The 24,702-nt window shown below is 59.2% G+C and carries 24 protein-coding genes; 4 read left to right on the forward strand and 20 right to left on the reverse strand.

Annotation, left to right across the window (positions count from 1 at the left end):
* Positions 1-153: 153 nt before the first annotated feature.
* Complete coding sequence (locus L8V22_RS02905; protein ID WP_238800253.1) at positions 154-987, forward strand: dienelactone hydrolase family protein; 834 nt, start codon at positions 154-156, stop codon at positions 985-987.
* A 4-nt stretch (positions 988-991) separates the two neighbouring features.
* Here the strand turns inward: L8V22_RS02905 and L8V22_RS02910 are convergent, their stop codons facing one another.
* From L8V22_RS02910 to glmM, 4 genes are all read right to left on the reverse strand, one after another.
* A complete protein-coding gene (locus tag L8V22_RS02910; RefSeq protein ID WP_238800255.1) occupies positions 992-1,249 on the reverse strand; it encodes a hypothetical protein in 258 nt (85 codons plus the stop codon).
* Positions 1,249-2,955 carry a hypothetical protein gene (locus L8V22_RS02915; RefSeq protein WP_238800257.1) on the reverse strand — a complete coding sequence of 569 codons (1,707 nt, stop codon included), beginning with the start codon at positions 2,953-2,955 and terminating at the stop codon, positions 1,249-1,251. Before L8V22_RS02915 ends, L8V22_RS02910 begins: the two co-directional genes overlap by 1 nt.
* Entirely contained in the window at positions 2,952-3,233 is a 282-nt protein-coding gene (locus tag L8V22_RS02920; RefSeq protein ID WP_238800259.1) for a hypothetical protein, read from the reverse strand. Before L8V22_RS02920 ends, L8V22_RS02915 begins: the two co-directional genes overlap by 4 nt.
* A gap of 145 nt (positions 3,234-3,378) precedes the next feature.
* Complete coding sequence (gene glmM, locus L8V22_RS02925) at positions 3,379-4,722, reverse strand: phosphoglucosamine mutase (protein WP_269966390.1); 1,344 nt, start codon at positions 4,720-4,722, stop codon at positions 3,379-3,381.
* Between the two features lie 181 nt (positions 4,723-4,903).
* Here glmM and L8V22_RS02930 point away from each other — a divergent pair, with 181 nt between their 5' ends.
* Positions 4,904-6,823 (forward strand): BCCT family transporter, encoded by a 1,920-nt coding sequence (locus L8V22_RS02930; RefSeq protein ID WP_238800265.1) that lies wholly within the window; start codon positions 4,904-4,906, stop codon positions 6,821-6,823.
* Between the two features lie 212 nt (positions 6,824-7,035).
* Here L8V22_RS02930 and rpsI read toward each other — a convergent pair whose 3' ends face one another.
* The 6 genes from rpsI to eccCa form a co-directional block, all read right to left on the reverse strand.
* Positions 7,036-7,569: a 30S ribosomal protein S9 gene (gene rpsI / locus L8V22_RS02935; protein ID WP_238800267.1), complete on the reverse strand. Its 534-nt coding sequence runs from the start codon at positions 7,567-7,569 to the stop codon at positions 7,036-7,038.
* Positions 7,569-8,012 carry a 50S ribosomal protein L13 gene (rplM, locus tag L8V22_RS02940; protein WP_238800742.1) on the reverse strand — a complete coding sequence of 148 codons (444 nt, stop codon included), beginning with the start codon at positions 8,010-8,012 and terminating at the stop codon, positions 7,569-7,571. Before rplM ends, rpsI begins: the two co-directional genes overlap by 1 nt.
* Positions 8,013-8,415: 403 nt before the next feature.
* Entirely contained in the window at positions 8,416-8,703 is a 288-nt protein-coding gene (locus L8V22_RS02945; protein ID WP_005322746.1) for a WXG100 family type VII secretion target, read from the reverse strand.
* A 70-nt stretch (positions 8,704-8,773) separates the two neighbouring features.
* Entirely contained in the window at positions 8,774-9,088 is a 315-nt protein-coding gene (locus L8V22_RS02950; RefSeq protein ID WP_238800269.1) for a WXG100 family type VII secretion target, read from the reverse strand.
* A 133-nt stretch (positions 9,089-9,221) separates the two neighbouring features.
* Positions 9,222-10,355: a type VII secretion-associated protein gene (locus L8V22_RS02955; protein WP_238800275.1), complete on the reverse strand. Its 1,134-nt coding sequence runs from the start codon at positions 10,353-10,355 to the stop codon at positions 9,222-9,224.
* Positions 10,356-14,075, reverse strand: coding sequence for a type VII secretion protein EccCa (eccCa, locus tag L8V22_RS02960; protein ID WP_238800284.1), 3,720 nt, complete (start codon positions 14,073-14,075; stop codon positions 10,356-10,358). It lies immediately after the preceding gene.
* Positions 14,076-14,230: 155 nt separating this feature from the next.
* On the opposite strand from eccCa, the gene eccD reads away from it, so the two are divergent.
* Both eccD and L8V22_RS02970 read left to right on the forward strand, forming a co-directional pair.
* The gene (eccD, locus tag L8V22_RS02965; protein ID WP_238800286.1) at positions 14,231-15,658 is read left to right on the forward strand and encodes a type VII secretion integral membrane protein EccD; all 1,428 of its coding nucleotides are present in this window, start codon (positions 14,231-14,233) and stop codon (positions 15,656-15,658) included.
* Positions 15,658-16,806 carry a S8 family serine peptidase gene (locus tag L8V22_RS02970; protein WP_269966391.1) on the forward strand — a complete coding sequence of 383 codons (1,149 nt, stop codon included), beginning with the start codon at positions 15,658-15,660 and terminating at the stop codon, positions 16,804-16,806. Before eccD ends, L8V22_RS02970 begins: the two co-directional genes overlap by 1 nt.
* Here the strand turns inward: L8V22_RS02970 and eccB are convergent.
* The 10 genes from eccB to map form a co-directional block, all read right to left on the reverse strand.
* Positions 16,796-18,082, reverse strand: a complete 1,287-nt coding sequence (eccB, locus tag L8V22_RS02975; protein WP_269966392.1) for a type VII secretion protein EccB — start codon at positions 18,080-18,082, stop codon at positions 16,796-16,798. The genes L8V22_RS02970 and eccB overlap by 11 nt on opposite strands.
* Positions 18,083-18,157: 75 nt before the next feature.
* Positions 18,158-19,051, reverse strand: coding sequence for a tRNA pseudouridine(38-40) synthase TruA (gene truA, locus L8V22_RS02980; protein WP_420839941.1), 894 nt, complete (start codon positions 19,049-19,051; stop codon positions 18,158-18,160).
* 136 nt (positions 19,052-19,187) lie between these two features.
* Positions 19,188-19,685 (reverse strand): 50S ribosomal protein L17, encoded by a 498-nt coding sequence (gene rplQ, locus L8V22_RS02985; RefSeq protein WP_238800312.1) that lies wholly within the window; start codon positions 19,683-19,685, stop codon positions 19,188-19,190.
* A 76-nt stretch (positions 19,686-19,761) separates the two neighbouring features.
* Positions 19,762-20,772 (reverse strand): DNA-directed RNA polymerase subunit alpha, encoded by a 1,011-nt coding sequence (locus L8V22_RS02990; protein WP_005322760.1) that lies wholly within the window; start codon positions 20,770-20,772, stop codon positions 19,762-19,764.
* A 114-nt stretch (positions 20,773-20,886) separates the two neighbouring features.
* On the reverse strand, positions 20,887-21,492 hold the full coding sequence (rpsD, locus tag L8V22_RS02995; protein WP_005322762.1) for a 30S ribosomal protein S4: 606 nt from the start codon (positions 21,490-21,492) through the stop codon (positions 20,887-20,889).
* A 21-nt stretch (positions 21,493-21,513) separates the two neighbouring features.
* On the reverse strand, positions 21,514-21,918 hold the full coding sequence (gene rpsK / locus L8V22_RS03000) for a 30S ribosomal protein S11 (protein ID WP_005322764.1): 405 nt from the start codon (positions 21,916-21,918) through the stop codon (positions 21,514-21,516).
* A gap of 3 nt (positions 21,919-21,921) precedes the next feature.
* A complete protein-coding gene (gene rpsM / locus L8V22_RS03005) occupies positions 21,922-22,290 on the reverse strand; it encodes a 30S ribosomal protein S13 (protein ID WP_005322765.1) in 369 nt (122 codons plus the stop codon).
* 183 nt (positions 22,291-22,473) lie between these two features.
* Positions 22,474-22,692 carry a translation initiation factor IF-1 gene (gene infA / locus L8V22_RS03010; RefSeq protein WP_004566852.1) on the reverse strand — a complete coding sequence of 73 codons (219 nt, stop codon included), beginning with the start codon at positions 22,690-22,692 and terminating at the stop codon, positions 22,474-22,476.
* A gap of 298 nt (positions 22,693-22,990) precedes the next feature.
* A complete protein-coding gene (locus tag L8V22_RS03015; protein ID WP_238800316.1) occupies positions 22,991-23,842 on the reverse strand; it encodes a L,D-transpeptidase in 852 nt (283 codons plus the stop codon).
* A 65-nt stretch (positions 23,843-23,907) separates the two neighbouring features.
* On the reverse strand, positions 23,908-24,702 hold the full coding sequence (map, locus tag L8V22_RS03020; RefSeq protein WP_238800331.1) for a type I methionyl aminopeptidase: 795 nt from the start codon (positions 24,700-24,702) through the stop codon (positions 23,908-23,910).

The following is a 24,702-nucleotide window of genomic DNA, read 5'->3' on the forward strand; positions in this document are numbered from 1 at the left end:
TGCACTCCCCTACGCACAGGGGCGCAAGTTAGGAGGGGCTTAGTAAAGCCTTGCCGCCACACCCGCGACTGAGCTGGATAATGCGCAGACATTTCTCAGCTAAATCCGCACCCTTTCCCGCCTAGCGGGTGATCTTCATCTATCCTGGAATGCGTGTCTGCGAATTTGAATAAACATCTAGCAACATTGTCGAAGCGTGGCCGCAACCGAGTTCTGGTTGGCGACCTTGACTATGCCGGAATCACCGGCAAGGTTTATACCCCTGCGGAGGGCCAAAGCCTGCCCGCCGTGGCCTTTGGCCATGACTGGATGCACAAGATTAAGGATTACCACGCTACCCTGCGCCACCTAGCTAGTTGGGGCATCGTCGTGGTAGCCCCCGATTCTGAGACCGGCCCCTTCCCCAACCACCGCAACCTAGCTGCGGATATGGAATCCGCGTTGCAGATTGCCGCTGGGGTAAAGCTCGGCGCTGGCAATATTACGGTCTCTCCGGGCAAGCTCGGCATGATTGGCCACGGTATGGGCGGTGGCACGGCCGTACTTGGCGCTTTGGACAATAAGAAGGTCGCCGCCGTCGCTGCCATTTATCCTTCCATCACCGCACCTTCCGCGGTGCAAGCCGCCCGTCGCATCAATACCCCGGGCTTGGTCATCGGTGCCGGCAAGGAAGACATTTTCAACGCCGGCAACCCCGCCAAGCTGGCCCATAATTGGAATGGCCCGGTCTGCTTCCGCGCCATCGACAAAGGCAGCCACGCCGGCTTTACTGAGGATCGCCTGCGCAAGCTGGCAATCGGCACCGCCGCTTTCCAGTCCGGCCCCACCGAAATCGCCCGCGGTTTGGTCACCGGCTTCCTGTTAGCCACCCTAAATGACGATTCCACCTACGCCGCCTTTGCAGATCCAGAGGCAAGCGCGAAGAAGGTAGAAAGCCTGGTGGGCGAAGACTTGGCTGAGCGTGCCGGCGTAACCCGCGACGCCTAAGGCTTTAGCCCCGCCGCAGCACAGATTGCACCTGCCCCGACGCGTTTCGTGAGCGCGCCGGGGCAGCGTCATATCTAGGCCTTTGTGCTACCGCTTGCCGACGTCCCACCTGTCCCCGTTCCCTTCGCGCCTCCTGCATGGCCTTATCTGCGGATTTTTCAAGCTCGTCTTGCGCTTTTGCTAGCGTTTTCTCAAATTCCAGCAGGCGTTTAGCCGTCCTTTCCCGAAAGCCCTGCGCAAACTCCGCAAAATCATTATTCATTACCACTGACCTGCCTTTCGTGCCTTAATGGATGGTTCTTCTGGCGCGGGTCCTGCCTCCGGCAGAGGCGCTGCCTCAGGCTGCGGTGCAGGGGCCGGTTCCGGGCTCGGCGCTGGCGCAGGCACAGGAGCCTGTTCGACTGCCGGTGCTGGGGCTGGCGTCTCCGCTGCACCAGCGGCTTGGAGGTGCGCCGCCTTCTCCGGTGGCGGCGTTGGCTCCTCTACCTGAGAAAGCTCAGGAGGAGGTGTCATGACACCATCGTCTCCGGTTGGTTCTGGCTCAGGGCATGGCTCTGGTTCGCGCTCTGGCTTAAGCTCAGGGCATGGCTCCGGTTCTAGCTCAGGTACTGGCTCGGGTTTTTGCACCGGGCAATCCACTTCGGACATATTCTCCAAGCACTGCGCGGCGGCCTCAACAATGAGGCCCACGCCAACCAAAGCGATTCCGGCACCGACCAGGCCGAGGCTACCGCTACAGGAGGATTCAATCTCACAGTCTTCTGAGCTGGTCTGGGTAGTATCGACACATTCTTCAGTACTCTCCCCGGTATTCTCTGGGCACAGTGGTTCTTCGCTTGTGTCCGATTCAGAGGCGGGTTCGGTATCCATTTCTGGCTTGGGCTTCGGCTCTGGATTAGATTCTGGTTCCGGGCATGGCTCTTCTATCTGCTGCGGCTGTTCCGGTGCCTCCTGCGGCGGGATAATCTCCGCCTGCGCCGGCCTAGTGGTCTCTACTTCGCGCTCCGACTGTACTGGCCGGTCGGTGCTTGATTGCTCAGTGCATTCATGGCAATGGCACTCAGCCCTGTGCTCTGATGAGGTCTCCGTGTGCATTTCTGTCTTGGCTGCAGGCTCGGGGTCGGGCTCGGGTGTGCTGATTGGCTCCGGCGCGCGACATTCCTCAGGTTGAGTAAGCGGTGGCGAAGGAGGCGTCGGTTGTGGTGGAACGGAGGTGGTGTGGTGTGATTCCGGCTTGGAATCAGGCTCCGGCATCGGCTTCGTGGGAGTTGGAGTCTCTGGGCACTTCTCTACGGGTGCCGGGCAGGCATCATCCGTGGGCTTCTCCGGCACAGGGCATTCTTTCGGCATGGGGCGCTCACACACGCACTCGCAGCGCGATTCAAACTCGCTATAGCACAACTCGATCGCATCATCGCGGTCACGACAGGTGCTGGCGATATTGTGATTCGTCTCTTCGATAACGCGCCCACCGATGGTGGAAAGAATGGGAATAATAAACCTAGCCAGCGGATGTTTGGTAGCAACCATGGACAAGATGTTCAGCAACGGGATAACTGCTGAGATGAGCTCGGTTAAGGCAGTATCGGAGACATCGACGACGTCAGCAATAGCACCCGAGCATTGCTCCGCCGAGCTGGTCAGGTGTGCGGCATCCTGACGGTCGATGTCGAAGTCATCCTGCACCCCGCACAGATGCTCGCGCATTGTGCCCTGCGCAATCTGGGAATCATCCTGCTGCAAATAGTCCGCTAGGCCAGCCCCGCCGCCTTTCGGACGGTTCCCGCCCACGGCCGCAACGGTGTTTTTCACCAAATTTTCGGGCGCAATGCCATCAACCGCACCGACTAACTCTCCTAGTAGATTCATCGGCATGCTGGGGCCCGAGTAGCTACCTAGGCAGGCGAATTGAAATTGAGAAATAGCGTTAGAATAGTCCCCCAACAGGGATTTTGTCAGCGTACTCACTTGCTGCCAGCCTCCCTGCCGCGTGCAAAGGAGCTGCCGAGGGACTCATCAAAATCGGCGAAGGCGCGCACCTGTTCATGAGCGGCGTGGGCGGTGGCGGACAAGTTATCCAACCGCTGTCCACCACGCTCATGGATGCGCGCCAAAACATCGCGAATACGCTCACCGTGGCCGCCAAAACTACGTCCGGCCGCCGCCACCGGAAAATTCGGCGCCTCAGCCCAGTGGGCGTCGCGTTGTTCGTCGTTATCGGCTACGGCTTGTCGTAGTGCGGACATCGCCTCCGAGGGGCGAAGAAAGACCTCAGACACTGGTGTATTCCCCCAAATCCATATGCGGTAAAAGTTCTCACCTTCATTGGACTGGGGATTGCGCCAAAAGGTTCCCTCGGATTACAAAAATCTTCCGCACCAAGCGGTGACTCTAGACCGAAGAAACGATGGCGGAAAGCCTCCCTGCAACCTTACGAGCTTGCTCCTTGTCCGCGGCCTCTACCATGACGCGGAATACTTCCTCTGTGCCGGATGGGCGCAGCAGGACGCGGCCGGTCTCGCCAAGTTCTTCCTCGGCTTGGGCGATGGCCTCCTGTACTTCGGGGGCATCCATGATGACGCTCTTATCAGAAACCGGCACGTTAATGAGCACCTGCGGCAGTACGGTCATCACCGATGCCAATTCCTTGAGGGGCTTTCCGGACTTTGCCATACACGCCATGATGGACAGGCCGGTAAGAGTGCCGTCGCCAGTCGTGCAATCATCAGGCAGCACCACGTGTCCGGACTGCTCGCCGCCCAAGGAGAAGTCTCCGCGGTTGAGCTCTTCTAGGACGTAGCGGTCACCCACCGCGGTATGGCGCACCTCAATGCCTTGTTCCTGCATTGCCAGCTTCAGGCCCAGGTTGGACATGACAGTTGCTACCAGGGTGTTATAGCGCAGATCATTATCATCCTTCATGCCAACGGCCAACAGCGCCATAATCTGGTCGCCGTCAATAACATTGCCCTCGGCGTCCACAGCCAGGCAACGGTCAGCGTCGCCGTCGTGGGCGAGACCCAAATCGGCGCCATGCTCGACGACGGCTGCCTGTGCGTTTTCAATGTGCGTCGAACCGCAGTCTTCATTGATATTGAAGGCATTCGGCTTATTGTGGATAGCAATAACCTCAGCACCGGCCGCCTCGTAGGCGATAGGAGCGACCTTGGAGGCTGCACCATTGGCGGTGTCCACGACCACCTTAATGCCGCTCAGGTCGGTAGAAACTACTTCTTTCAAGTGATTGAGATAGCGCTCGCGTCCGTCTGGGGCCTCCGAGAGGATACGTCCCAGCTTGGTGCCAGTCGGTCCATCCTCAGTGAGTTTTTCCATGGTGGCCTGAATCTGGTCTTCTACCTCATCAGGTAGCTTCTTGCCGCCTGCGGAGAAGAACTTGATGCCATTGTCCGGCATTGGATTATGGGAGGCAGAAATCATTACGCCGAGATCCGCGCCGTAGTCATCCGTCAGGTAGGCAATAGCTGGGGTCGGCAGCACGCCCACGCGGACCACGTCGACACCGCGGGAGGCCAAACCGGACGCAATCGCCGCATCCAGCATCTCACCAGAAACACGCGGATCGCGGCCGATGATGGCCAGCGGCTGGCGCTCATAGGATTCACGCTTAGCGGTAAAAACCTCTGCAGCGGCCTGGCCGAGTCGCAAGGCCAGAACCGGGGTCAGCTTCTTGTTCGCGAGGCCGCGAACGCCATCGGTTCCAAAAAGTCGAGTCATGCAGTCAATTATGCACGTCTGTGCCCAGCGATTGCATGTTGGGGCGACCCTAGGCAGGTTTACCCCCTACCAGTCCTTCCTTGATATCCCCGGAGAAATGATTAGGTGTCCCATTTCGGATGAAGTATGCAACTATCTAGAAAGTGACATTTCGCTCTTACCCTTTAGAGAGGAACTTTTCATGACGAGATCTCGCTCAATAGGTGACGACTCACTTGAATCTGCTTCGCAGAAGGCACGATCGGCTATAGCCAAGGCGGCTTCGGGCGAGCGCTCTATCCATCCTGCGCTCATTCCCGGTGTCAGCGTTGAAGATACGCGTGCCGATTTCAAGACAAATAAAACTGTCTTCGCAGTCGCTCTTGCCGCGACCATCGCGATCACCGTGTGGGCGATCGTGGCACCAGAAAACCTAGCCAACACGGGAACCAACCTGCAAGCATGGGTGGTTCAACACTTCGGTTGGCTTTTCACGATTGTCATGATCACGGCTACGATTTTTCTGCTGTCCATTGCAGTCGCCCCCACAGGAAAAATCAAATTAGGTTCTGATGATTCGGAACCCGACTTCTCCCGTTCCTCGTGGATAGCAATGCTATTTGCCGCAGGATTGGGGATCGGGCTGGTCTTTTACGGCCCTATGGAGCCGCTTTCCCATTTCTTGACCCCACCGCCGTATCTCTCCGGTGTGGAACCAGCCAGCGAGGCAGCAGTCCTGCCAGCCTTCTCGCAAGCTATTCTCCACCAAGCTACACTGCCGTGGATGGTGTATGCGCTAGTCGGTGGGTCCCTCGCTTATGCCGCCTACCGCCGCGGCCGTCTACCGCTCATTTCCTCCCTTTTCGAGCCCATCGCAACCAACTCCAATAACCGTGTCATAGGAAAAATCGTCGACATTTTTTCTGTCCTAGTGACGCTTTTTGGTACGGCGACCTCGCTAGGAATTGGCGCGCTACAGATCCGTACTGGAACATCGATTGTTACTGGAAAGCCTCTGGAAGGCGACGGAATACTCGTTGCTATCATTTCCATACTCACCGTCATCTTCATCATTTCGGCGATGTCCGGCATCAAACGAGGTATTCGCATTCTGTCGAATACCAACATGGGCCTCGTTATTGGCTTGGGCATATTCGTCCTGATTACGGGTCCGACGATGTATATTCTCGATCTGATTCCAGCGTCACTGTTGCAGTTTTTCAACAACTTCGCAGACATGATGTCCGTTGCGCCCTCGCAAGGTGAGACCGAAAAAGAATTTGTTACCGCTTGGACAATGCTCTACTGGGCATGGTGGATTTCTTGGTCGCCCTTCGTTGGTATGTTCATAGCAAAAATCTCGCGCGGTCGCTCTATCCGCGAATTTGTACTGGTCATCATGCTCGTGCCAACGTCGCTGTCGCTGCTCTGGTACGTGATTTTTGGTGCCACCGCTATCAAGACTCACCTCGACGGACGCGGCATCGAAATCAAAGATTCCGGTGAAAACGTCATGTTCGATCTCATGAGAACGCTGCCGCTTTCTAGCATCAGTACAATCGCTGTTCTCGTAGCAGTGGTCGTATTCTTTAATACTGCCGCTGATTCCGCCACCAATGTGATGGGCTCGATGTCCCAATCCGGCCGCCCCGTGCCTGCAAAACCAATCTCCATCATTTGGGGAGCTGCACTGGGAGGGATCTCTTTGGCGCTTCTTCTTATCGCCGGCCAAGATGCCCTAAGTGGTCTGCAGTCAATCATGGTGTCTTGCTCTTTGCCCTTTGCCTTCATCCTGATCGGCATCATGGTCGCGTGGGGCAAAGATCTAGCACGAGATCCGCTAATATTACGGAGGAATTACGCCACTGCCGCTATCGCCCGAGGTGTCCAGCACGGCCTTCAAGAGCATAACGGTGACTTTATTTTCGGCTCGTCTGCCGTTCCCGAAAGCCAAGGCGCCGGAGCAAAGATTGAAAGCGATGATCCGTACCTCCACGAATGGTACACCGAATCGGCAACGGACGAGTACCTAGCAGACCAAGCATCCGTGCGGGATCGGCAACGAGCAGAGCTCGAAGAATTCGAAGAAAAGCATAAAAAGGATTCGGCACACGAGGAATAGTCTCATCCACTTTCGATTTCACCGCTAAGCCCGTCTGACCCACCCTGATTCCCCTAACGTCCGCGGTGGCAGACGGGCTCTGTTATTCCCACCTAGACCTTCCTCCTACGGTCCTAAGAAGCAACACGACTGAAACCCAAAACGACAAAAGCCACCGCCTCCAAAAGGAAGCAGCGGCTTTCGTAGCGCTTGCGCGTGCAGTATAAGCGAAATTAACGCTTGGAGTACTGCGGTGCGCGACGTGCCTTGTGCAGACCAGCCTTCTTACGCTCAACTGCACGAGCATCACGGGTGAGCAGACCAGCCTTCTTGAGGGCGGTGCGGTCAGCCGGGTTGTAGATGTTCAGTGCACGAGCGATAGCCAGACGCAGGGCGCCAGCCTGACCGGTTGGGCCGCCGCCGTTAACGGTGACCTTGAGGTCGAACTGGTTCTCGCGCTCCAGCAGGGTCAGCGGGGTGAGGATGTCCTGCTGGTGCAGCTTGTTCGGGAAGTACTCGTCGAACTCGCGGCCGTTAACCTCAATCTGGCCGGAGCCAGCAACGAGGCGAACACGTGCGACGGCGCGCTTACGGCGACCGACGGTCTGGATTGGGCCCTCGTGTACCGGAGCAGCAGCCTCAACCTCTTCGGTCTCGGCCGGTGCGATGGAATCACCGATGGTGTTGGTGAACTCTTCGGTAGCGGCGCTTGCTGCAGCGATGTCAGCAGCGTCGGCTACGTTGTTGTCGATGTTCTGCTCAGCCATTACTGTGCCACCTGCTTAAACTCGAAGGTTTCCGGCTTCTGGCCGGCGTACGGGTGCTCTTCGCCTGCGAAGACGTGCAGCTTCTTGATGGAAGCGCGGGAGAGCTTGTTGTGCGGCATCATGCCGGCAACAGATTCTTCGATAACGCGAACCGGGTTGGCGTCCAAAGACTGACCCAGGGTCATGGACTTCAGGCCGCCCGGGTAACCGGAGTGGCGGTAGCGCATCTCGCGGCCGCGCTTAACGGAAGAAACGTGGATCTTGTCAGCGTTGATGATGATGACGTGGTCACCAGTGTCAACGTTCGGTGCGAACTGTGGCTTGTGCTTGCCGCGCAGCAGGTCTGCAACGGTGGAAGCGAGCTTGCCCAGCACCACATCAGTAGCGTCGATGACGTACCACTTGCGGGTGATGTCACCGCTCTTTGGGTGGAAAGTAGACAATTTGACTCCTTGAAAGTCTGTCTCGGAACTGCCGGCCAGCGCTAAGCATCCATTCACTCCCGTACAGCGGCCGGTGGAGACCTGCAGGGAGCGCTTCGCCAGCTGCTTGCCGACGAGCGAACACATAGGTCTCCTACCCTACTTGCTCACCTGCTTGAAAACCAAAACACAGAAGCCGGCACCTTCCGCGGCTCGAACGGGAGGTGCCGGCTTAAGGGTGTGGACCAGAAAGGTACGACTTAAAGGGGTTTGAGAGATTAAAAAAGAAAGGTAAGGAAAAGCATTGTCACGCTGCAATCTAGGGCGAGACTGCGGCTGCGTCCGCCTCCTGCCACGTGGATGTGGCCGGTAGCACCGCAGTCTCGACCAGGACAGCGTGAAACCGTATAACCAGCGCGTGGATTTAGCCCCAGCTTGCGGCGGCGCGACGGTTAACGTCGCTCATTGCATCGTTGCCCTGGGAAACGGTCTTGGATATGGTGGCGAGCACGGTGTTGAGTTCCTGCGATGCCTTATCCCACTTGGCCTGTGCCTGGTTATAAGCCACGGCGGATTCGCCTTCCCAAGTGCTCACCATCGGCTGCAAACGTGCCTTCAGGTCTGCCAAGGTGCTGTTAATGCGACCAGAGGTGGCGTTGATATCGGCTGCGGCGGAAGAAATGGCACCGAATTCGTACTTGATCTCGGACATGTGGTGATGGGTTCCCTTCTGTGAATCTTATAGCTTTTGGGCTGCGGACTAGTGAAGTGTGCGGGGCAAATTAGAGGGCGAGGCCGCCGCCAACATTGGAGAAAGCCTGGGTGTTTTCTGCTTCCACGTTGTCGAAGTTGTGGGCATTGCTGCGGATATTGTCAGAGATAGCAGCCAATGCTTCACGCAGCTGCTGTGCAGAGGTGTTGTAGCGCTGCATCAGGTCATCGAAAGAGACCTGCGCCTGGCCTACCCAGCTGCCGCGCACGGAGTCGACGACGCCCTGCAGGCGGGTGAGCTCCCCCTGGACTTCATCGTTGGTGTTATCGACTTTGCCAGCGGTGGCGATCATGACATCGGCTTGTGTCTTGAAAGTCTGAGACATAAGAGTGCGCCCCTCCTTAGGGCGGATGAGATTGTGTATATTTCCCCCGAAAAAGCAGCTGTGCTTCGCATCTGTGCTTTCTCACTTTTATTGGACTGGACTTTGCGTCAAACGGTTCCCGGCTTAGCCAAAATTATTTAGGACTGTTTTTAATCAGGCTTTCCGTGGCCATGCGGCAGGCTGCCTTTTGGACAGCGTTGGCGTTGTGGCGGGTATGGCACCCCACGGACATCTGGTGACCTCGATCCTCCCAAGTGGTCCATTCCACCAACGAGCCATCCCCAGGGTCTTCGGTATAGCGCAGGCGCCCGGCTTTCTCCGTTGCATCGCGAAGCGCCGGGTCTTCATCGACTTGCACATGGATTTCTTTAAAGAGGGCATCTGCCGGCACATTAAACATCTCATCGGCTGCAAAAAGGATGCGCAGGTTCGGGTCTTCGCCAGTAGCGGTAACCAAGCCATCCTCCACCTTGGTGTGGAACCCGCTGGGGACGACCACCGACATCCCCTCAACGTCTAGACGCTTCTCCCCCGGATTTAATTCGGCACTGCCAGAATCCGGTGTGCCCGGCGCGCCGGAATGCGGCGAGTTCGGCGCGGATTCCGCCTCCTCATCGCGGCGTGGCTCAGCGGCACGTGATTGCGAATGCGAAGCATCCGCCACAGAGTCATCATCGCTAGATGCTTGGGCCCCGATGGCCCACCAAGAGGCTCCCGCTACGGCGATGACGACCACTGCTATGGCGATATGAAATATATCGATAGTCCCCAGCCAACCGCGCAGCCGGTTGGACCAGCTTGGGGTTACTGGCTCTTCGTAGGCGGGTGCCTCCATCACCGTGGTGGGCGGCGCCGATTCCGTAACTTCGGTAGCAGGAAGACGATGCCGGGAAAGTGGGTCTGACGCAGCTAGTGGAGAGATTGCTGGTTCTGGCTCAATGAGGTGCACCCCCGTGACCTCTAGTTGCCGGCGGATGATGGTGGTTGCTTCCTGCGCAATATCCGTGCCGGAAGAATCTGCCACGACGCATGCTTCCACGTCGGGCCAGGATGGTCCGCCCATTTTGGATATCTGATCCATGACTTGGCCCAAGGCCCAGCCTTCTACGATGCCGGAGCCCGGCAGGTCATAGCGGTAGACCGTTTCGGGTCCTTCAAAGATGGTGGCCGCATCCAGAATCGTGATGGTTATCGGTACAGCTTTGGCTTCCCCATCGGTAGTACTTGGGGAGTCAGTATGCGTATGCGCGCTGAGGTTGGTGGTCATTTACTTCTCTCCTTCTGGATACACCGCTTGAGCGATGCCGAGGTTTTCACCGCGGATACTCCACTGACCGCGGCCGGGTGGTTGGTGGCTGGGTTTGAGGCCGAAGATGGTGCCTTCGTCCCGGTCGGCGTCGAAAAGCAGCAGCGCTGGTTGTAGATCGCGCACCGCAGAGAAGAACTGGCCAAATAGTGCGCGGCCAATGCCACCGGATTTGCGCGCGATGACCAGGTGCAGGCCAATATCGCGGGCATGCGGAAGCAGCTCCAGCAACGGAGAGAGGGCAATATCGCTCAATAGGTCGGCATCATCGATTACTAAGTAGATATCAGGGCCCTCCCACCAATCTCGTGCGGCGAGCTGCGCCGGGGTAATGTCTGTGCCCGGCAAGCGGGATTCCAGGGTGCGGACTGTATCGAGAATGGTTTCTTGTGCGCTCGACTGCGTCGCGGCGTAGGCAGCCACCATGGTTTGGTCCAAGGTTCCTAAGTGGGCTCGGCGCTGGTCGATAACCACTAAGCGGGCGTCTTCCCGCGCAAAGGCACTGATCCCGCACATTATCTGCGCCAGGAAGGTGGACTTGCCACACCCCTGCGCACCAATTGCCATTAGGTGCGGCTCGCTGGACGGGTTCCACGTCAGCGTATCGAGGTCGCGCCCGCCAATACCCCAGGCGATCTCGCCAATGGGCACGTCACCTTGCGCCGCGAGCGCAGTCGGAGTGAGCACAGCAGGCAACATCTTGAGCTGCGGTACCGGTTTAGCAGCAGCGTGAACGCGGCAAATGTGGGCGATGTCCTGGTTCGCAGTTCGAGCTAAAAGCATATTCTCGCCCACCAAAGTGAGCCCACGGCCTGGCGCGCTAGGGAGCTTCTGCTGCAATTTGCGGTCAATGAGCGAATCCAGGGCCTCGCCCAGACGCAGCTCGAGGCGGTTAGCAATGAGATCGCGGATGGCAGGGCGCATCGTGGTCCATCGCGAGGTCGCAATGACAACATGCACATGAGCGGAGGCACCATCGGCGACGATTTCGGTGACTTTCTCCGCGATGTCTTCAAACTCCGCGTTGGAGGTGCCAATGTGGTGCCAGCCGTCAATGACAAGGAAGGTTGCGCACCGCTCCGGGCGGCGGATAAACCCGGCTACTTCGTCCACTATGCGCCGCACCTTTTCGCTGTCCTCGCGCCCGGCAACTCCGGCAACGTGAGGCAAGCGCTCCAAGGCTGCTAGCTGACCGCCTCCAAGATCGATGACATAAAAGCGTGCCTCCTGGGGGCCATGTCGCAGCGCCAGTGCAGAGACAATAGTGCGCAATGCGCTCGATTTACCAGACTGCGGACCGCCGCACAACGCCATGTGCCCGCCGTGCTGGGTAAAATCAATAATCAGCTCATCCTGGCGTTGGTAATACGGCCTATCGATAATGCCGATGGGGGCAAGCAATTGCTCTTGGTCCGCTGCGGGCGTGGTCGCATCCGCTCCTTGTGCCTCCGAAAGTCCCGGTAACGCGGATAGCTCAATGTGCGGCGGTAGCGGCGGCAGCCAAATGCGGTGCGCCGATTGATCGCGCAGCTGGGCCTCGTCTGCCGCGGCACGCACGACCTCAGTAAGCACCGTGGTGGAATCATCAAGAACCATCGCGGAGTTGTTACTTTCCTCCTCTTGTGACCAGCCGTGAAAGAGCTGCACGCGACCACGGAGCGCGGCAGGACGATCCGGGTGAGCCTCAGCAAGTGCACGGCGCGGCACAGGTCCAGATACATAAGAGGCCTGAAAGCGAGTCAGCGCCTCGGCATCGGATTTGAGGTAGCCTGCGCCGGGCTGGCCGGGCAGATGGTAAGCATCGGTTACTCCCAAAACTTGACGGGACTCCGCCGAGGAGAAAGTTTTCAGACCGATTCGGTAGGACAAGTGGGAATCCAGCCCCCGCAATCGGCCTTCTTCGAGCCTTTGGGAGGCCAAAAGCAGGTGCACGTGAAGGCTGCGCCCCAGTCGGCCGACGGCTACGAAGAGCTCTGCAAAATCGGGGTGCTGGCCCAAAAGCTCCGAAAACTCATCGACAACAATGACCAAGGCCGGCAGCGGCCCGTGCTCGCGCACGGCAGCGCCGGAGGCGTTGTACTCGCTGACGTTGGCAAAGTTGCCGGCGGTGCGCAATAGCTCCTGGCGCCGGTTCATCTCGCCGGAGATGGCATCATACATGCGCTCTACCAGCGTCGATTCCTCTTCCAGGTTGGTGATCACCGCGGAGGTATGCGGCAGGTGGTCACATCCTAGAAACGTCGCACCGCCTTTGAAATCCACCAGCACTAGGTTGAGTTCGTCTGGGCTGTGGGTAGCCGCAAGCGCAGTGACGAGAGTGCGCAGCAACTCCGACTTGCCGCTGCCGGTCGCGCCGATGCACAGGCCATGCGGGCCCATACCGCCGTGGGCAGATTCCTTGAGATCCACCGTGACGGGCTGGCCTACAGTATCGATGCCGATTGGCACCATGAGACGCGCCGAGCCCTCTCGGCCATGCCACATGCCGCTGGCCGCTAGCTCTTCCACATCACGATAGCCCAAAAGCCCCATAAGGTCGCTTCCTCGCCGGCCGGAAGTGCTATCGGGGCGGCGGAAAGCGGCCATACTGCGGGCGAGCAACGTCGCGGCAGCCGTGCTCATTCCATCAGGTTTCCCTAGGTCTTCCACACCAGCCGCGGTCACCACCTGCAGCTGCTGTCCTGCCACTAGGCTTAGCCCCTCGTGCTCAGCGCGCACCCCTAACGCTGAGGATGGCGCTCCACCCACTTCAATGATGGTGGTATAGGAATCATCGTGAAAGAAGTCTTCAGTGCCCGTGGTCAGTACACCATCAACTATGAGGATGCGAAAACGAGCTTTCTCCGGCGTGCGGGCATGGGGCAACCACTTCAGCCATTCCCACTGACCACCGATAGCTTCGATACCGCAAGCTTCCGGACCATGCGCCAGTGCCATCTGGAGCACCATCGCTCGAACCATATCGCGGGCTGGATCTGTAGGTTCTTTGCCCCGCGTCGACGCCGTGCCGGATACGGACAGGAAGCGAAAGGCTTGTAATTGAATGACCACCGGCATATCGGGCACGGTTCCCACCGCCTTGATCGTCTGGCGCATGCTCACCGCACACACTGGGTCTAGGTCCTCGGTGGCACCGGAATCCGGCACATTAATGGGTGTGCACAAAGTGGTGGGGCCAGTTCCCACTCGTACCTCCAGGGCATCCGAGTCATCAGGGCCGCGCTCCCACATGCGACGCGAACCCACCAGCGCGCTCAATTCCACTGGTGCGGGGTGCCGATAGTTCTCATGTGCGCGCTGCGCAGACGCATTTCGCAGGGCCTTTTCCCGCAAGGCTTTGATGTGGCGCAGGTAGGTGCGCCGGGTTTCGTCCGGATCCTGCCCGCTGTTATTGGACCCGAACATCATGGCCATACTTGCCAGCATCATCAGTGGAAACATCAAGGCCATGGGGCTAATTTGCCGTGAATCATCTGCTCCCAACACCATAAGAGCGACCATGCCAAGCATCGCCGCAATCATCACCACTGGAAGCAGTAACCGCACCAGCGGCACCGGTTGCGGGCGCACCGCTTCCGGGACTTCCTCAGCCTCAATGCTGCCGGTGGGCAGCGGCGGTGCTGCATCCCGCAATGGCATAGTCAACGGCTCAATTACGCGGGTATCCCCGATCCCAAGCATGCCTAGGTAACCTCCCCCGAGCCACGCGCCAAGCGCTCCTGGCCCCCTGCCAAGATTCCCCGCGCTGCGGTGGACACGTCGCCACTAGTAAGCCACAATATGTGGCATTGGGCAAGGGGGGACGCCCACAATCCATACATTTTTCGGGGGAAATCATGACCACTGATACGGCGCATCATCTGCGCCTTACCGTTCGCATTCATGCCGGCGCCTTCCACAAGGAAGCAGACGTGGCTCTGCCGCTAAGCTCCAGCGTGGGCGAGCTTTTAGCCGAGATCACTGACTTAGTCGATGCGCCCACCATCTCTGAGCCGTGGCGCGCTAGTACAGCCTCTGGCCGCGCCATTGATCTCACCGCTCCACTGGCTGCCACTGCGCTCACGGAAGGATCCATCCTGGTGATTAGTCCGCGCGAGCGCCGCCCCGCGCCGGTGATCCGGGATGCAGCGGAATCGCTCGCCGCTACGGCCGAGGAGGATACTACCGCTGCTCTTCCCACTGTCTGGGCGTGGGCGGGATTGCTTGCCGCCTTCGCTTTGATCTGGGTTAGCACCCTCCCTTTGGCGGCGTGGGCAGCGTTGACCGCAGGGACATGGTTACTCGCTCTGTGGACCCGCGCCGTCTCGCTGGTACACCTGAGCCTAGTAGCCGGCATGGCGTGCGGCTGGGCGGCGATTTCGCCCTCGCTTAGCGATGCCCCCTTTGCCGCCTTCACCGCCTGTTCTGCCCTCCTCATAGTGCTGCTTGCCTGCCACGTCATTGGGCTGAGCACGGTTCGCACTACCGCCGCTGCGCTTTGTGTCTCTGCGCTCCTAATGGTCGCGGCACTGGGCTACCTGCTGCCCGGACCAGAGACAGGTCTACGCGCTAGCCACGGTACGGCGGCCGCCGCTTGTGTGATTATCGCTGGCATCGTGTTGTTAGCCGCAGCTCCTGCTCTGGCTATTGCCACCGCAGGGCTCAAGGTCCCACAGCTGCCAACAGCCGGCCAAGACCTCGCGGTTTCAGACACAATCCAACCGGATGTGGATATCCGCGCCCAACGCGCCAGCGGCGCCTATGAGGGAATGTGCTGCGGTATATCGATTTGTCTCATCCCGGCCCTCATCGGGCTTTCGTTTACGGGTAGTGGTCCCGTCCTGGCACCAACTAGCGAGGCACCTAGTTCTTTTGCCGATTATGTTGCGGTGCTTTTTGGTTCCGAACACACCGGGGTGGGTTTTGTCCAAGCACTCTGCCTTACCACTGCGGGCGCCGTCGTGATGCACGCCGCCCGGCACGGCCGTGCGCTAGCCAGCTGGGCACTAATGCTACTGGCAATTACCGCATGCCTTACTACTTGCCTCTGCGCTAGCCACGCGGTGGCAGATTCCGGGCTTGCTGATGCCTGGGCACCAACCCTTATTGCTGGTCTGGTTCTTATCGTCATGATGAGCACCCCGCTATGGGCACCGCAGGTAGCTAGGCTAGAGCCCACCACCATCGCATGGTTTGAGCGCGTCGAATCGCTTGCCATCGCAGCCAGCTTGCCATTGGCCGCGCACCTAGCCGGCGTCTTTGTACTCATCAGGGGGCTCGGTTAATGCGCGTGCTACCCACTGCTTTAGTTGCTGCAGCTACTGCGGGACTGACAGCCGCTCCCCTCGCAGACGCGCGCGAACCGGACCGCGAATGTGCCACCGCGCATTCTTCTCCCCTTTCACCCCATCCCAGCGAAGATCAGCGTCAGTACCGGGCTCGTCTTCATTCCTTTGCCACCGGGGAAGGTGTAAAAGTAGCCGTCATCGATACTGGTGTGGCGCATCATGAACAACTGCGCCGGCTCAGCGGCGGCGCCGACCTCATTGCGCCGGAGGCTCCGGAGCCGCACCGCGATTGTGACCTGCACGGCACCATCGTGGCCGGTGTCATCGCCGGGCACGATATCGGGATTTCCCCGCGGGCGGAGATTTACGCTGTACGCCAGACCAGCGCGCATTACCGCCAGGAGGCAGAAGATAGTACTGTCGGCTCGCTAGAGACCTTAGCCCGGGCAATTGATGACGCCACCGATGCCGGCGCCCGCATCATCAATATCTCCGTTGTTTCCTGTGTCCCGCCGGACGTGGCCGCCCAGGTGGATACTTCCCGGTTGGATGGTGCTTTAGCACATGCAGAAGACTCTGGAGCCGTGGTGATTGCTGCATCCGGCAATGCTTCTTCCGGGAACTGCGAAATGGGTGACCGAGTCTTCCCCGCGGATTCGCCCACCGTGCTCTCGGTAAGCGCCCAGGAGGATTCGCACGAGCTTGCTGACTACTCTCTGACTTCGGCGGATGGCCCACAATTGGCCGCGCAAGGATTTGTACCACTCGCACTCAATCCCGCCGGCGGATGGGCCGACGGCAAAGAGGGCACGGACGGCACGTCACAATTTCACGGCACCTCCTTTGCCGCGCCGGTAGTCAGCGGCACCGCTGCCCTACTAGCGCAGCGCTTTCCCGATGATAGCCCGGCAGCCCTCCGTGCACGCTTGGAGGCCGCGGCAGAGCCAGGCCACGGCTTTATCGACCCGCTCACGGTGCTCACCCATGTGGAATCAGCCGCGGAAGTCGATACCCGGGCGATGACCATCCGCCCGGCCGAAGAGGATGCCTCGCGCGCACCTATGCGCAGCGCCTGGGCGCTCGGCGGGTTGGCGCTAGCGCTAGCCGCGTGGGCCGCGTGGCGCGGACTGCGGCTTAAGAGCTAGCTTGCAGGGCCTGCTCACGACTCAGTGCCGAGCCTTCCGGCAACAAGCGCAGGATTTTCCACGGCACCTGCGCTCCCACGCCGGTTCCAAGCGCGTCCAAGGTCTCCTTATCTTTGACCGCGTGTCGTTGCCCCGTTGGTGAGACCACATGATAGCCATGGCCGCTGTCTACTCCTACGCCGCCGGCGTTGAGCCCGCCAAAGCGATGCGCGACCGCTTCACCTGCTAAGGCGACGGTACCGGATTGGGCGGGTACCACTACCCCGGCGCCATCAGAATCAGCACACATCCAGCCATCCTCTGGGCTTAAGAAACGGAAGGATGCGGAAGGAAGATTGAGGTTTAAAGGGACGTCGGCAAGCGCGGCTACCTCTTGCGGCGTAGATGTCGTCTCCTTAGCTCCTAAGCCGGTAAGCATCTGCGCTTGTGTGGGCGTCAGCTCAGCGACGCCACTGGGCATACGCGCCCACAGCCCCTGGCCGGTATCGACGATCTCTGGCGGCTCCGCCGGAAAGTGTAGCGGCGGCAGCTCCGCAAAGGAATTGAGTAGTTCGGCCGGCATGGGCCAGACGTGGGTGCTATCTTCCACGCCAATCGCGCGGCGCACTACGCGGCCCTCAGTGCTGGAAGGATCTGGCAACGCCACCCGGCCTTCCTCGGTAATAAGCCACTGGGAGCCCTCGGATTCCACAAGGGCAGCGCGCTCGCGGCCCAAGCCTTCCTGTTCGGGCTCGACGAGGACGATGACCGCTTGCGAAGCGACCTGCTGGCCGCCAATGCTGATCGGGTTTTCTGCTACCGGAGTCTCATCCTTGCCGGCCAAACAGGCCACCCATCGCTGCTGAGGAACCTCATCCGCTGCCGCGAGGTAGCCCGGCGCATCCGAGATGCCCACCGGTGACCCCAGGAGAGCTTCGTGCAGGTGCTCATCCCCAATCGTTTGTGCCTCGGCGGCCTGCCCAGTGATAATCCGCGCAGACGCCAGGTTGAAGACTGGGTGGTAGGTGTCATTGACATCCACAAAAAGCTGCCCCTGCTCCGAGCGTACGATGGGTGCATCGCCCGGCTGTGGGCTCGGCTGCAGCCACGCCAACATTCCGGACCCCACAGCCAAGAAGGCCACGGCAACCCCTCCGAAGAGGAGTGCTTTGCGGCGCCTGGCCAAAGGATCGTGAATCATGCGTATATCGCCCAGTACTAGCCCATGTTCAACGCGGCGACGTAGAAATTTATGGCCTGATACCTGGGCCTTAGTAGTAAGCAGCGGACGCGCCATGATTTTCCCCCGAAAAGTCTGTGTACACCCCGCACACAGGCTATCCCAGGTGGGCTTAAACCGCCACCTGGAAAGCTAGTCGGCGTTGCGCCTTTCGCGAGTAACCTCGGCGCGGACGGCCAGCTGATCTGCCGCCGGGTAATCCACGGCCACCAGAGAAAGCCCTTTCGCTGGGGCCACGGGGATGCTGGAGGAACGTTTAGTCTCGTGGAGCAACGCCGCGGCGAAGTCGGCATCGCGGCGCCCCTCCCCCACACGCAGGCAGCAGCCCACCAGGGACCTAACCATCGACCAGCAAAAAGCATCGGCGCTCACGCGTGCCTCGAAGAGCTCCGGTTCTTCAGGAGTTGAAACATCCCGCCAAGAGAACTCCTGCAGTTCACGAATGGTCGTGGCATTCGGCTTAGCCTTGCAGAAGGCTGCAAAGTCATGCAGGCCTACCAACGCGGTAGCTGCTTCCTGCATGGCATCGATATCCACCGGCTTAATCCACTCGGCGGTATCCCGCGCGCGCGTAGGCAGCGCGCCCCGCGGACTGGTAGTAACGCGATACACATAATGTCTGCGCAACGCCGAGAAACGCGCATCAAAGCCCGCGGGCGCAAACTCGCAGCCATGCACCCGCACGTCTGAAGGCAAAAGCTTTGCTAACCGACGCACCAGCTTCCCCGGCTCCCCCGCCACCGAACGCTGCTCGAGCATTTCCGTAGGAACGTCGACGTGGGCGACCTGACCACGCGCGTGAACGCCGGCATCCGTGCGGCCGGCGACCGTCAGCGGAACCTCTGCGCGGGCAATCATCGCGAGTTTTTCTTCCAGCACGCCTTGCACGGTGCGCAGACTTCCCTTCTGCTTAGCCCAACCGTGGAAATCCGTGCCGTCATAAGCCAAGTCCAAGCGCAGGCGAACGAAACCGTCCGCCGGACCTTCCGGCGAAGTGGATGCTGCATCAGTCATAGTGGACTTCATGCTACCGGAGTAAACACGGAGCGCCGCTGCTAGGGCCACCACCCTCAGAGCAGCCCAACGGGCTGGAGACATAAAAAGCCGCCGACCTCCCAGAAGTGGGAAAGGCGGCGGCGAAGCGCTAAGGCCGAAGGAGGATTTACTTCTCCTCGGACTCCTCAGCTGCGGTCTCCTCGGCAGGTGCCTCGGTCTCTGCAGCCTCGTCTTCCTTAGCTTCCTCAGCCTCAGCGGCCTTGGAAGCGGCAGCGCGGGTAGCGCGGTTAGCCTCAGAGGTCACGGGCTCCTCGAGAACGAGGGAGATCTGGGACATCGGGGCATTGTCACCAGTGCGGTTATCCAGCTTGATGGTGCGGGTGTAGCCACCCTCACGGTTCTCAAACTTCGGTGCTACCTCGTCGAACAGGTAAGAAACAACATCCTTGCGGGGGATGAGCTTCAGAACTGCGCGGCGGTCAGCAACGGTGCCGGACTTAGCCTTGGTGATGATCTTCTCGATGTACGGGCGAAGGACCTTCGCCTTGGCATCGGTGGTCTTGATAGCGCCGTGCTCGATCAGGCTGGCTGCCAAGTTGCTCAGCATGTGAGCCTGCTGCTTGGCGGAGCCGCCGAGACGGGCACCCTTCTTAGGGGTTGGCATTGTGTACTCCTCGTATGCGGTAAAAGTTGAGCGCGCGGCAATAAGAATGAATATTGCCGCAAGTCAGCGGGGTTCTTTACTCGGAATCCTCAGCAGCCGGATCCTTGAAGTCACCGGTTTCTGCGTCGTAGCCCTCGAGCTGGGTTGGGTCGAAGTCCTCAGGGGTGTCCTTGAGAGCCAGGCCCAGGTTAGCCAGCTTGATCTTTACCTCATTGATCGACTTCTGACCGAAGTTGCGGATATCCAGCAGGTCGGACTCGGTGCATTCAGCGAGCTCGCCCACGGTGTGGATCTCCTGACGCTTCAGGCAGTTATAAGAGCGGACGGAGAAGTTCAGGTCCTCGATCGGCATGCCATAAGCAGCGATGTACTCGGTCTCCTGCGGGGAGGGTCCGATCTCAATGCCTTCGGCAGCGTTATTCAGCTCGCGAGCCAGGCCGAAGAGTTCGACCAGAGTGCCGCCGGCGGAAGCCAGGGCATCGCGTGCGGAAATCGAGTTCTTGGTTTCGACGTCGATGGTCAGCTTGTCAAAGTCGGTACGCTGCTCAACACGAGTTGCCTCGACCTTATAAGAGACCTTCAGAACCGGGGAGTAAATCTGGTCGACCGGGATACGGCCGATCTCACCGGAGGTAGGAGCGGCTGGGACGTAGCCACGGCCGCGCTCGACGACGAGCTCAATGTCCAGCTTGGCGGTGTCATTCAAGGAAGCGATGTGCAGATCCGGGTTGTGAATCTCCACACCAGCCGGCGGCTGGATATCGCCCGCGGTAACATCGCCCGGGCCTTCCTTGCTCAGGTACATAACAACCGGCTCATCGGAGTCGGAAGAAAGTACCATGCTCTTGATGTTCAAGATGATCTCGGAAACGTCTTCCTTCACACCGTTGATGGTGGTGAACTCGTGGAGAACACCATCGATCTTGATGGAGGTTACTGCTGCACCCGGAATGGACGACAGCAGGGTGCGACGCAACGAGTTACCGAGGGTGTAGCCAAAGCCCGGCTCGAGCGGTTCGATGACGAACTTGGAACGAGACGAGTCGATGAATTCCTCGGTGAGTTGAGGACGCTGGGAAATGAGCATTGCAATTCTCCTTTTCGGCGACCGCTATTTGACGCCGGTAGAGGGGTAAAAATCTTCGGGATTGAAGATTCCTGGTTATCCGCCAAGCCTTCAAAGGCCGTGCGGTATAACAGTTTACTTCGAGTAAAGCTCGACGATGAGCTGCTCCTGCAGCGGAATGTCGATCTGAGCGCGCTCGGGCAGCTGGTGCACGAGGATGCGCAGGGTATCAGGAACAACCTGCAGCCATGCCGGTACGTTGGCATCGATGAGGGCGTCCTGAGCATCTTCGAACCATTCCATCTTCTTGGAGCGGTCACGGACATCGATGATGTCGTACTGGGTGACCTTGTAGGAAGGAACGTTGATGTTCTTGCCGTTCACGGTGAAGTGACCGTGGGAGACAAGCTGGCGAGCCTGGCGGCGGGTGCGTGCCAGACCTGCACGGTAAACTACGTTGTCCAGGCGGGACTCGAGCAGGATAACCAGGTTATCGCCGGTCTTGCCTGGGAGGCGGTTAGCCTCTGCGTAGTAGCGACGGAACTGACGCTCCAGCACACCGTAGGTGTACTTTGCCTTCTGCTTCTCCTGGAGCTGCAGCAGGTACTCAGATTCCTTGATGCGGTTGCGGCCAGCCTGTCCCGGTGGGTACGGGCGGCGCTCGAATGCCATATCTCCGCCGACCAAGTCGACGCGAAGACGGCGGGATACGCGGGTAGCGGGGCCAGTGTAACGAGCCATTTTCTTACCTCTTCCTTTCCCTTAAACCTTGCGGCGCTTGGTCGGACGGCAGCCGTTGTGCGGCTGTGGGGTTGCATCCGTGATCGAGGAAACCTCGAGGCCTGCAGCCTGCAGGGAACGGATGGCGGTCTCGCGGCCGGAGCCCGGACCCTTGACGAATACGTCAACCTTCTTCATGCCGTGATCCATTGCCTTGCGGGCAGCGTTTTCAGCAGCCATCTGAGCGGCGAACGGAGTGGACTTACGGGAACCCTTGAAGCCAACGTGGCCGGAGGATGCCCAAGAAATAACAGCACCGGTCTGATCGGTGATCGAAACGATGGTGTTATTGAAGGTGGACTTGATGTATGCGTGGCCGAGAGCCACATTCTTCTTTACGACGCGACGGCCGGAACGGCGTGCGCCGGAACGAGTCTTTGGAGGCATGAATTACTTCTTCTTTCCTGCGATCGTCTTCTTCGGACCCTTACGAGTGCGCGCGTTAGTCTTGGTGCGCTGGCCACGTACAGGCAGGCCACGACGGTGGCGCAGACCCTTGTAGCTACCGATTTCAATCTTGCGGCGAATATCAGCCTGAACCTGACGGCGGAGGTCACCCTCAACCTTCCAGGTAGCCTCAATAGCGTCACGGAGCGCCGACAGCTGGTCATCATCCAGGTTGTCAGTGCGCAGGTCAGGAGAAATGCCAGTCTTTTCTAGCAGTTCCTTGGCACGGGTTGGACCGATGCCGTAGATGTAGGTGAGAGCGACCTCCATACGCTTATTGCGTGGGAGGTCAACACCAGCTAGACGTGCCATATGGCGTGTCCTTTCGGGTTGTTACGGCGGTTTTCTCCCCATCCGTCCCACTCCATGCAACGCTTCGCCCGGACCGTGCCGGGAATCCTTGGGTTACTTACCAGTGCGGGCTCAGGCCACCGTAGCCTGAGGTGGACAGGGTGAACCTACAGGTTCACCCTTGGGTGAGGAGGCTTACAGTTTTTACTTGTAGCGGTAGACGATGCGTCCACGGGTCAGGTCATAAGGAGACAGCTCTACAACCACGCGGTCCTCTGGGAGGATGCGAATGTAGTGCTGACGCATCTTGCCAGAAATATGTGCAAGAACCTTGTGTCCATTGTCGAGCTCGACACGGAACATTGCGTTGGGCAAAGGCTCGATAATGCGGCCTTCTACCTCGATTGCGCCTTCCTTAGCCATAACCTCTACTTTTCTGGAGACGGACAAGAGTGCCGTCACCTGCATGTTTGTTGTCTACTGCGGTGGCGTATCCGCGCCAGCCTCACTGGCGTAATACACCGACTTAACAGCATACGCTGCAGCGACACGTTTTCCAAACCAGTGCGCTTTTCGACGTCGAGTTATGCGGTTCCCTCTCCCCTAGCCTTGTGCCCACAGTCAGCATTTTAAGACCGCCAGAGAGAAGAAATCCCCCACACCGGCCCTCCTTCACGGAGAACCAACGCGGGGGAATCAATTAGCGCAGTGGCGGGAGACTTTAGTAAATGAATACTTTATCGCCGACCTGCACATTATCCCAGTAACGCTTTGCAGCGTCCGGCGGCAGGTGTACGCAACCATTGGAGTCAACGGCCGGGTCATCCAAGTGGAAAGCGTGACCGTTATTGGTGAAGTAGATGGAGTACGGCATCGGCGCGTTATTGAACTCGCGGGAGATTTCGTGCTCTACCTTGCGGGTGACGTGGAAGGTGCCGCGTGGGGTTTCCTGACCTTGCATGCCAGCCGACATTGCCGGGGAGACATAGGAGACCTTGCCACCGTCCTGCAGCCAGGTGCGGCGACCGTTCAAGTCAACACAAACCTTGGCGTCCGCAGGGCACGGACCACGGTCAAACTCGTTGGCGCGGCGCTGCGCTTCCGCCTTACGTGCGGCAGCCTCGGAGCGAGCCTTCTCAGCGGCAACGCGCTCGGCATTAGCGCGGGCAGCCGCCTCGCGGGCCTTGCGTGCTTCCTCATTCTTCTGAGCAATCAGACCCGGGAAGAGGAATTCAACGGCGCCATCCACCGCAGTCTGAACGCTAGGAGCCAGCTCAGGAGAGAACTTCTCCGCCTGGTCCAAAATCTGGTTGCGGGTGTTCCACGCCTGCTCGCGGGTTTGGCCGTAGAAATTATCCAGCTGTGCCTTTGCATCAGCGGTGAGCCTATCTAGGCCGGACTGAGAAGAGAGCTGTGCGAGGTCAGAGTTTGCCTTGGAGCGGAGCTGATCCAGGTTAGGAACCTCCTGGGCAGTAGCGGCAGGAGCCGCAACGGTGGCACTCAAGGCCATCACGCTAGCGACTGCGGGCGCTGCGACCGTGGCACGGAACTTGCGGAAGCTAAATTTAGACATAGCTGTGAGTATAACCTTTCGGGGGGTATCTGCCTAGTACAACAGGCAATATTGGGGAATATATGTCAGTAGCGACGGGTGAGAATACGGGGACCATCGGCGGTCGCGGCCACCGTATGCTCCCAGTGAGCGGCAAAGGAACCATCGAGGGTTACGACCGTCCAATCATCCTCCAAGACGGCAGAATCCTCTGTGCCCAAAGTTAGCATGGGTTCAATGGCCAGTACGGAACCTTCTTGGATCAGCGGGCCCCGACCCGGCCGGCCTTCGTTGGCTAGGTAGGGATCCTCATGCATTGTGCGACCAATGCCGTGCCCTCCGTAACCGTCCACGATAAACAGGTCTACGCCGAACTTTTCCTCGGCCCGGCGAGTGGCTTGTTCAAGGGCGTGGGAGACGTCGGTAAGCATGTTGCCCGGAACCATAGCCTGCATGCCTTCCATAAGGACCCACTCGGTGGCCCTATTTAAGGCGTCAACATCTGCATCAAGCTCCCCCACAGCGAAGGACCAAGCGCTATCGCCGACCCAGCCGTCGAGCGTGGCACCACAATCAATCGAAACCAGGTCACCTTCGGCGAGGACGGTTTCTTGGTCTGGGATTCCGTGGACGATGACATCATTAACAGAAGCACAAATGGAGCCGGGGAAGCCCTCGTAGCCCTTGAACGTGGGATATGCTCCGGCATCGCGAATGGTCTGCTCTGCCACTGCATCTAGTTCAAGAGTGGATACGCCAGACGCCGCAGCAGCGCGGACTTCCTGCAGTGCCTTGCCGACGATCTCGCCGGCGGCCTGCATGGCGTCTAGCTCACCCGGGGTACGGGCGGGGATGCGCTTAGTGCGGCGTCGAAAAGCCAT

It is taken from the genome of Corynebacterium yonathiae (genome assembly GCF_027570195.1).
In the GTDB taxonomy this organism is placed as follows: Bacteria; Actinomycetota; Actinomycetes; order Mycobacteriales; family Mycobacteriaceae; genus Corynebacterium; species Corynebacterium yonathiae.